This window comes from Mycobacterium sp. 1165178.9 (assembly GCF_001673555.1).
GTDB lineage: Bacteria > Actinomycetota > Actinomycetes > Mycobacteriales > Mycobacteriaceae > Mycobacterium.
Map to the genome: position 1 here is coordinate 1 of NZ_LZMB01000182.1, position 8,758 is coordinate 8,758.

Sequence of the window (8,758 nt, forward strand, 5' to 3'; positions counted from 1 at the left end):
CCCGCCCCGGTGCGGGCAGTCAATACCCACAACACCGGCGCACCCGGCCGGCGGTGCAAGAGACGTTGTCGGTGCTGCAACGCGCGGGGGCGGCGGTTGTGCGGGTGGGCGCGATGACGGCGGACGCGGTCGCCGACATGGTCCAAGACGCTGTACGGGTGAAAGCCGATGTGTCGCTTTTGAATCTGGCCGTCAAGGCGCACGGAAATCCGTTTCTGGTCAGCGAGTTGCTCGGGGGGCTGGGCGAGGAAGGCCGACTGAACGTCAGCGGCGGGCGGGTGCTGGCCACCGGAGACGCGCTGCCGAGGCGCCTGGGCGCAACGATGCACCAGCGGCTGGACCTGCTCGCCGGCGACGCGTCAGAGTTGGTGCGAGTGGCCGCGGTGCTGCCCGACCGGTTTTCGGCCGGGCTGTTGGCCGCGATGCTGGAACGCCAGCCGGCGTCGTTGCTGACGGCGCTCGAGGAGGCGGTGCGCGCGGATCTGCTCGTGGAAGATGGTGAGCAGCTGAGGTTTCGGCATGACTTGCTGCGTGAGGCCACCCGGCAGTCCTTGCCGCAGTCGTTGCGGCGGGCAATGGAGCGCCAAGCGGTGTCGGTCATGCTCGGGATGGGCGCGGCCCCGGCGGAGGTGGCCACCCAGCTGGCACGCAGCGCCGAGCCGGGAGACCGGGAGGCGATCGACGCACTGCGCCAAGCCGCGCAATCGGTTGGCCGCGGCGATGCGAGTGCGGCCGCCGACTTGAGCAAGCGCGCATTGGACCTATTACCCGCCCACGACGGAAACTACGGGTCACTCGTCGCCGACACGGTGGAGTGGCTGAATCGGGCGACCCGGTATGACGAGGCCCAGGCGCTTGCCGACGGGGCGCTCGCAACGCAGCTGTCGCAAGACGACGAAGCCGAGATTCGGCTGCAGGTGGCCGCGGGCACCGAGGACCCGGAGCAACGCATTGCCGAGCTGCGTCGCGCACTGCAATTGGTCGGCATCAACGACATCACCCGGGCGCGCCATCAAGCATGGGTGGCCTACTTCGAGGTGGTCAACGGCCTGCATGCGGACGCCTCGGCAGCGGCCGTGGCCGCGGCCGCGGCCACGGCGACCGGTGATTTGGAAGCCCGGATCGTCAGCGACACCGCGCTCGCCCTGATCGACTATCAGGACGGTTATGCGGTGCGCGCGCTTCGGCGCATGGACGAGGTAGAAGCGCTGACGCGCAGCGGTGAGGCTACCTTCGGCGGCATATACGCGGCCAAGCGCCGCGCAGGCCTGATTGTCTGCACGGGCAGCTTGGAGGACGCCAGCGCGCAGGTTGCCGAGGGTACCGAGAAAGCGCATCGCGAGCGCAACGCGATGGCGCTTCCCGGCTGGACGCACCTGGGCGGGATGGTTCATGCGGCGGCGGGTCGTTTGGCCGCGGCGCGTGGCACCATCGAGGCGCTGCCCCGGCGCGAATGGGCGAACAGTACCGAGGTCAACATTGAGCGCATACTCGTTCTGGCTGAGGTCGCCGCGCGAACAGGTGACCGAAAGTTATTGCAAGACCTGGTGTCTGAGGCACTGGTCCTGTATCCCAGCACCTCACCCTTATTGTCCTGCGGCGCGGCTTACGTGGTCGCGCTTGCCGCGTGGCACCGCGGCGACGTCCACGATGCGGTGCGCTGGCTCGGGGGCCAGAACACGCGTGTCATCACACCGTTGTGGCCTAACGTGTTCGACCAAGTCATCTTGATGTCGCGGGTGGCGTCAGTGGCCGGCGACGCCGGGCTGCGCGCGCGGGTGCTGCAGAGCGTGGAGGTGCTGGAACGCGAGCGCCCCGGAGTGGCGTTGTTCGCGGCGGTCGCACAGCAGGCCCGCGGAATCCTGGATGGTGACGCTGATGCGCTGTTGGAAGCGGCCCACGCGTTGGGTACGTGGCGTCCGCTTCGTTACGCCGACGCCGCCGAGGACGCCGCCGATGAACTAGCACGCGCGGGACGCGATGCGGAGGCGATCGAGAGCCTCGATCAGGCATTCGACACTTTCGTGGAATGCGAAGCGCTCGCCGATGCCCGCCGGGTCGGCCGCGCGCTGCGCCGATTAGGGGTGGAACGGCGCATCGTCACGCACACGCGGGCGAGAACGGGCTGGGACAGCCTCACCGATTCCGAACTCACTGTCATCAACCTCATCGCGCAGGGCGCGACCAACCGCTCTGTCGCGCAGCAACTGCACCTCTCCCCCCACACAGTGAAGACCCACGTACACAACGCATTTGCCAAACTGGGGATCACTTCCCGCGCCGAATTGGCGCAGCTGATGCGCGGCTCTGATTGACCGACACGTCAAATACGGGGCCGGCCTAGTACTACATCCATCCGGCTCTCAAAATCATCCCTCGGGCGATGGTTTTCCGCTGCCCGCCCGACGACCGTAGTACTCGACAACTAATCATGTTCTCACCCGAAGTGACGGCCCAACCAGGCCACACACCGTGCCGGTGAGCGCACAAGGGAAAGAGCGAACAATGTTGAATGCGGCGCTTGGAATGCTGGCGATGGTGCCGGTAGCGTTCGGTGTCGCCGGGTACACGATGGTGTCCCGATGACCCCCGGTCGCGCCAGCTCGCTCGTCGAAACAGCAAGCAGGACTGTACATCTCGATGGCCATGTCCGGTGACAAAGCGATGGCGCCACAGGGGCCGGCAACGCGATGCGGTCGTAGGCGAACGCCCGGCACACGCCGATCGCTGGCCCGCGACCGCACAGTCACCACGAGCGATGGCGTCTCGCTGTCCGTTCGTGACTGGGGATCTCCCGTCGCTGGCCATACAGTCGTACTTCTCCACGGCTTTTGCTTGAACAAAGAATCGTGGAACATCCAGATGACGCAGCTGATTCGTCGCTGGGGCAACGACATCCGGATCATCAGTTACGACCACCGTGGTCACGGCGAATCCGGCAATGCGTCAATGCACACTTACCGGATCGGCCGACTCGCCGACGACCTCGCCGAGTTGCTGGTCGCGCTTGGCGTTACGGGCGCACTCACCCTGGTAGGGCACTCGATGGGTGGTATGACGGCCTTAGCCTATCTCCGCCGGCCGGCCGGCAAACGTCCCGTTGAGCCGGAGAGCCTTGTTCTCGTTGCGACCGCGGCGGGAAATCTCGCCGCGCACGGCCTCGGCCGGCTGCTGAGCACCCCCGCGACAACCATGCTCTATCACCTCGTACATCGCATGCCCCGCGCGGGTACGGATGAGGTCGTTCAATTCCTCGCCCGGCCCGTGTGCGCGGCACTGACCAGGTTTGGCGGATACGGTGAAGCCGCCCCGAAATCGTTGGTCACTATGTCCGCGGCCGCCGTCAACGCCACCGCGTCGACGACGAAAGTCGGCTTCCTACGCGGTCTGAAAGAGTACGACTGCTCGACGACCCTGAGCTCCATCACGGCCAAAACAACCATCATCAGCGGAGGAGCGGACAAGCTCACGCCAATGTGGCACGCCCGCGAGCTGGCCGAGGGTATCCCCGGGGCGACGCTCATCCACCGGCCCACCGCAGGGCACACGCTCTTGCATGAAATCCCGCAGGTGGTCACCGGAGCCATCAGCTCCGCCATCGCCGACACCAGCCCAGCTCTTGCGGCTGGGAGTCAATATGACCCCGGTGCGTCCACGGCGTCGGAAAAGCCGCTAGGCGGCGACTTCCGCATCGACCATTGCGATTCGGCATTTACGGCATCACCCGTCGAAGCCGAGGAGCGAGTGTCATGACCCGGTTAGACGGTGCGCCATCAGGGCCACTAGGCATACACCCACCCGACCCTAAAGATCACCCGTTGGGCGATGGTGAGGCGGTGCCCGCGCTGCCAACGTAGTGATTGAGCTCTGAATTGCCAACGAGGAGAAATAAGTGAGCGGGCAAAGCGTGAGCACGACTCACGAGAAAATCATTGGGCCGCTGGCGGGATGCCGGTCCCCCAGCCCAAACGGCCATCGCCAGCGCGCGCCGGAGGTAATCGCGGAGAACGCATCTGATTCAATAGGGTCACCGCAATTGCCGGGCAGAACGAAACCGGCCGACCCTGCAGGGAACGACTGGGATGCCGAGCCGCCAGCGTCCACCCACGGCGCGTCAACGCCGAGTTTTCCCGCCCGCCTGCTGGATTCAGCGGATTGGCGGAGTTCGAACATGAGCGGTCCAGCTGGCCGCAGCGACAACGGCGTCGGAGAAGCCGCTGCGCGAGCAGTTCTGCTCGCCACCAAGCTGCACGTCCCTGCCATCGGCGCGCAACTCGTTCACCGGGGCGCCCTGCTGGACGCACTATCGGCGGGACGCCGCCGCAAGCTGACCCTACTGAGTGCGCCGGCCGGCTGGGGCAAGACGACATTGCTGGCGCAGTGGGCTTTGGGCGCGGGCGAGGACGAGCGGTTCGCCTGGCTGTCGCTTGACTCCTCCGACAACGACCCGGTGTGGTTTTGGATGTACGTGGTCGCCGCGCTGCAGAAGGTCAGTCCCGGGATGGGGATTCGCGCGCTCGAACTCCTAGCGATGGGCGCCGACCCAGTGCAGGTCGTACTGCCTACCCTGCTGAATGATCTGGACATAATCGCTAGTCCGGTCGTGCTAATTCTCGATGACTACCATCTGGTGGTAGGTCGAGCGGTGCATGAGCAGCTTGCGTTCTTCATCAGCCGCATGCCGGCGAATCTTCACCTGGTATTGGCCACCCGGTCTGATCCGATGTTGCCGTTGGCTCGGCTGAGGGCCAGCGGCGAGCTTGCCGAGGTGCGAACCGACGATTTACGTTTCGGGCCGATTGAGGCGGACCACCTGCTGAACGATGTACTCGGGCTGGGCTTGGCCCCCACAGACATTCAACTGCTGCACCGACGCACTGAAGGGTGGGTTGCCGGCCTCTACCTTGCCGCCCTCTCGCTCGCCGGGCGTGCCGATACCGCCACGTTCATCAGGACGTTCGCAGGCGATAACCGTCATATCGTCGATTACTTGATGGCCGAGGTGCTCGACGGTCAGCCACCGCACCTGCGCAGCTTTTTGCTACGTACGTCGATCTTGGGACGACTAAGCGGTGCGCTGTGCGACGCGGTGCTGCAGACGTCTGGCTCGGCCTCGGTCTTGCAGAAGATCGAGCGCGAAAACCTGTTTGTGGTGCCATTGGACACGTCGCGTCACTGGTACCGCTATCACCAGCTATTCGGAGAGTTGCTGCACACCGAGCTGCGCCGCACCGAGCCCGATCTCGTCGCCGATCTGCACCGACGAGCCGCGACGTGGTTCGAGGCCGAGGGGCTCATCGATGAGGCGGTGCGTCACCTGCTCGCTGCCGGTGACATCGCGCGCAGTGCTGACCTGATCGCGGCGGACTGGGTCGATGAATTCAACGGGGGCGGAGCGTCGACCGTCTCCGGCTATCTCGATCTGCTTCCCGAGGAGACGGTCATACAGGATCCGCGGCTGAGCGTGGCCCGGGCCTGGATCGCCTTAAGCGTCGGTCAACTCGATGACGCCGCCGAGTGGATCGAGGCAGTCGAAACCCGATCCGCGGCTGACACCGCAGATGGTCGCGCTCTCAGCGCTCAAGTCGTCGTGTTGCGCGCGATTCACTCGTTCAAGACGGCCGACACCACCGGGGCGCTTGAGACAGCGCGCCGGGCAATCACCCTCAATCTCGGCGAAGCGCCGCTCGGCCGATCAAGTGCCTACTGCATCTATGGTGCCGCACTGTACTTTTCGGGCAATACCCCCGAAGCGCAAGCCGCCTTCCGGCGCGCCCTAGAGCTGGCCGAAAAGGTGGGCGATCGTCGCGCCCGCATCTACGCGTTGGGTTATCTGGCGCTGATCTCGGCCGAGCATGGCCGGCTCGCAGACGCCGAGCGTCAAATTCGTCGGGCTTCCGGCAGCTCCCGCGATCTCGCGGATGCGGAACACCTCGTGGACGTGGTGGTGTCGCTTGCCACGGCCAAAGTCCTACGTCTGCGCGGTGACACGAACGCAGCGGCGCCTGCCGCCGACATGGCCGTCAAGTCGGCGCGGCAAGGTGGAGCAATCCTCGAGGTGGCCAAGGCGCTGTTGATCAGAGCGGAGATCTTCGAGGACCTCGGCGACCACCAGAACGCAAAGGCGAGTCTCGAAGAGGTCGCGACGCTGGTATGCGGTTGCGCTGATGCCGGCATCGCCCCGACGCTGCTCGCCGCGGCCCGGCGGAGCGCGGGCGTCGCGGCGACTTCGCGCAACGAGAGTTGCGTTGCCGGTGAGGAACTGACCCCCAAGGAGCTTGAGGTCCTTCGCCTGCTCGCCACCAGGTTGTCACGACGTGAAATCGGTCAGCGGCTCTACGTCTCGCTCAATACCGTGAAGACTCACCAGCGCGCCGTCTACCGCAAGCTGCGCGTCGAGCACCGTGGCGCGGCGGTGAGCCGGGCGCGAGAACTCGGCCTCTTGTAGTCCGCATGCCTCGTGGCTGTCGGCCTAACCTCACCCGGGTGAATGGTGGTGAGGGTGATGACAGCTGAAGCGGTTTCGGGTCATGCTGAGAACATTGCTTGCCATCGACCTGCCGGGCATGAGCTTCGGATCAACGCGTTTGCTCCGGGCTGGGTGAGAACACAGCTCTGCGAAGAACCCAATAACGGAGGACGTGTGACTACCAGGCAATCCGTCACGGGACAACCGCGAGCCCGGGCCACTACGCGGAACCAATGAGTAATGTCAACAAGGACTTTCGCGGACACGGGGGCGCCAGCGCCGCTGAGCACTGGCCGATCGGTGCAGAAGACGTCGATGATTTTTGGGTGCCGTACCAACTGCGCGCAGACAACGCTAGGAGCCTAATGGTTGCGCATCGTCACGTTGCATCGGACGCCGGCACGCGGCGCATCAGCACCGCCAGGCTGACGTTACGGCCATGGCGGCTCGATGACGATGTCGCCGCACATGCCATATACGGTGCGCCCGAAGTGACGCGTTGGCTGTGTCCGGCCTTGTCCCCCATCGTCGATGCGGCCGAAATGCGACGGGTCCTAGCGGCGTGGATCGCCGAAGGCGACCCGACCGGGCTGCCGTTGGGCCGATGGGCGATCACCGACAGAGATTCCGGCGGCGTGATCGGCGGCGTGGCCCTGCTTCCACTGCCGCCGGGCCGCACGGATCTAGAAATCGGGTGGCAGCTGTCTCCGAAGTCCTGGGGCTACGGGTATGGCGCGGAAGCGGGTCACGCGGTCGCCCACCAGGCATTCGAAAAACTCGGTGTCAGTGAGGTCTTCGCAGTCGTGCGGCCGGACAATCGCCGTGGTGTGGCTACCGCCCGACGGGTAGGAATGGATTGGGTCGGCGAGACCGACAAGTACTACAACCTCACGCTACAGGTCTACCGTCTGACGAAGGCCGACCTGGACCTACCGGAGCCGGCGTGCGCGGGATGAACCCGGACGGAAGGGTGTCGTAGCGCACCCGTTGCCGTCGATGTCGCTATCTGGCTAACGACTCTGCCGCACAACGGCTTATCGCCGTCTCACCCGGGTGAATTGCACCGGTGGATGAGGACAACTCACCCTCTGTGCAGGGATCCTGGTCGCTGATCTGAGCTGCAACCGAAACCGCCTGCATCACCGCGTTGACAGCCACGCGGTGTAACGCATACACACAGAACGGAGACCACATGTCGCAGAGCGAGGCCACCGCCGTGATGACTGATGGGCCAGGAAAGTCTCGAACGACCGACATTGCGCCTCTTGTCGCACGCTATGGTCTGGTTATAGTCCTGGCCTGGTTCGGCGCCATGAAATTTACTCACTATGAATCCCAAGGTATTTCGCATTGGGTGGCCAACAGCCCGTTCTTGGGTTGGATGTACGAGATCATTTCCATCGATGCGTTTGGTCGATTGAACGGATCAATAGAATTGATCACTGCGGCACTGCTGGCCGTCAAGCCATGGTTCCCCAGGGTTTCCGTGGTAGGCGGCGCCTTCGCCTCGCTGTTCTTCGTCACCACGCTGAGCTTCATGATCACGACCCCCGGGGTCGGCGAGGCGTCTGCTGGTGGCTTCCCCGTTTTGTCCGCCGACGGGGAATTCTTGATGAAGGACATCGCGCTCTTCGGCTTAGCGCTGTGGCTGCTGGTGGACGCGATTGACGCAACCCGCAGACAGGCGACGCTCGCCAAAACGGGCTGACAGCTCACGCTGATGAAGTTGCGCGCTATGCATGCGGAAAAAGGGTAGCGATGACTGAGGCTTATGTTTTGGGTGGCGTACGAACCCCGTTCACCCGCTATGGCGGCACATTGTCGGGTATTCGGGCCGATGACTTGCTGGGTATGACGATGAAGGGCGCGTGCGACCGGCTCGGTGTGCCGCTCGGTGCCGTGGAAGACATCGTGGCAGGTTGCGTGAACCCTGCTCACGAAGGCATGGGCGATGTCGCCCGGTGGGCGGCATTGGCTGCCGGATTTCCTGACACCGCGGCCGGGGCCACCGTGAACAGATTTTGCGGATCATCACTGACCGCGGCGGTGACCATTAGCCACGCGATCAAAGCCGGCGACCTCGGCCTGGGCATCGCCTGTGGAGTCGAGTCGATGTCGCGATCGGGGTGGGCGCTGATGAAGGGCGACGCCGCGTTCAGTCCCCGGGGTCCGGTCCTCATGCTCGACACCATGTGGAGCGGCGCTGGAGGACCGCCCAACCCGGTTTTGTTGGCCCGCAACGCTTACATCAGCATGATCGAGACCGCGCAAAATGTCGCCGACCGCTAC

General features: G+C 64.7%; 5 protein-coding genes and 1 pseudogene. All 6 read left to right on the forward strand.

Annotated features, from left to right (window positions below; all coding sequences use genetic code 11):
* On the forward strand, window positions 1-2,315 hold a 2,315-nt coding region (locus A5652_RS08940; protein ID WP_067349432.1), incomplete at its 5' end, for a LuxR C-terminal-related transcriptional regulator.
* Window positions 2,316-2,664: 349 nt separating this feature from the next.
* The gene (locus tag A5652_RS08945) at window positions 2,665-3,753 is read left to right on the forward strand and encodes an alpha/beta fold hydrolase (protein WP_255361823.1); all 1,089 of its coding nucleotides are present in this window, start codon (window positions 2,665-2,667) and stop codon (window positions 3,751-3,753) included.
* Window positions 3,754-4,171: 418 nt separating this feature from the next.
* Entirely contained in the window at window positions 4,172-6,448 is a 2,277-nt protein-coding gene (locus A5652_RS08950) for a LuxR C-terminal-related transcriptional regulator (protein WP_067349420.1), read from the forward strand.
* 254 nt (window positions 6,449-6,702) lie between these two features.
* Window positions 6,703-7,425, forward strand: coding sequence for a GNAT family N-acetyltransferase (locus A5652_RS08955; RefSeq protein WP_232001136.1), 723 nt, complete (start codon window positions 6,703-6,705; stop codon window positions 7,423-7,425).
* Window positions 7,426-7,661: 236 nt separating this feature from the next.
* The gene (locus A5652_RS08960; RefSeq protein WP_067349428.1) at window positions 7,662-8,177 is read left to right on the forward strand and encodes a YkgB family protein; all 516 of its coding nucleotides are present in this window, start codon (window positions 7,662-7,664) and stop codon (window positions 8,175-8,177) included.
* A 50-nt stretch (window positions 8,178-8,227) separates the two neighbouring features.
* A pseudogene (locus A5652_RS08965) lies at window positions 8,228-8,758 on the forward strand (acetyl-CoA C-acyltransferase); the annotation flags it as partial.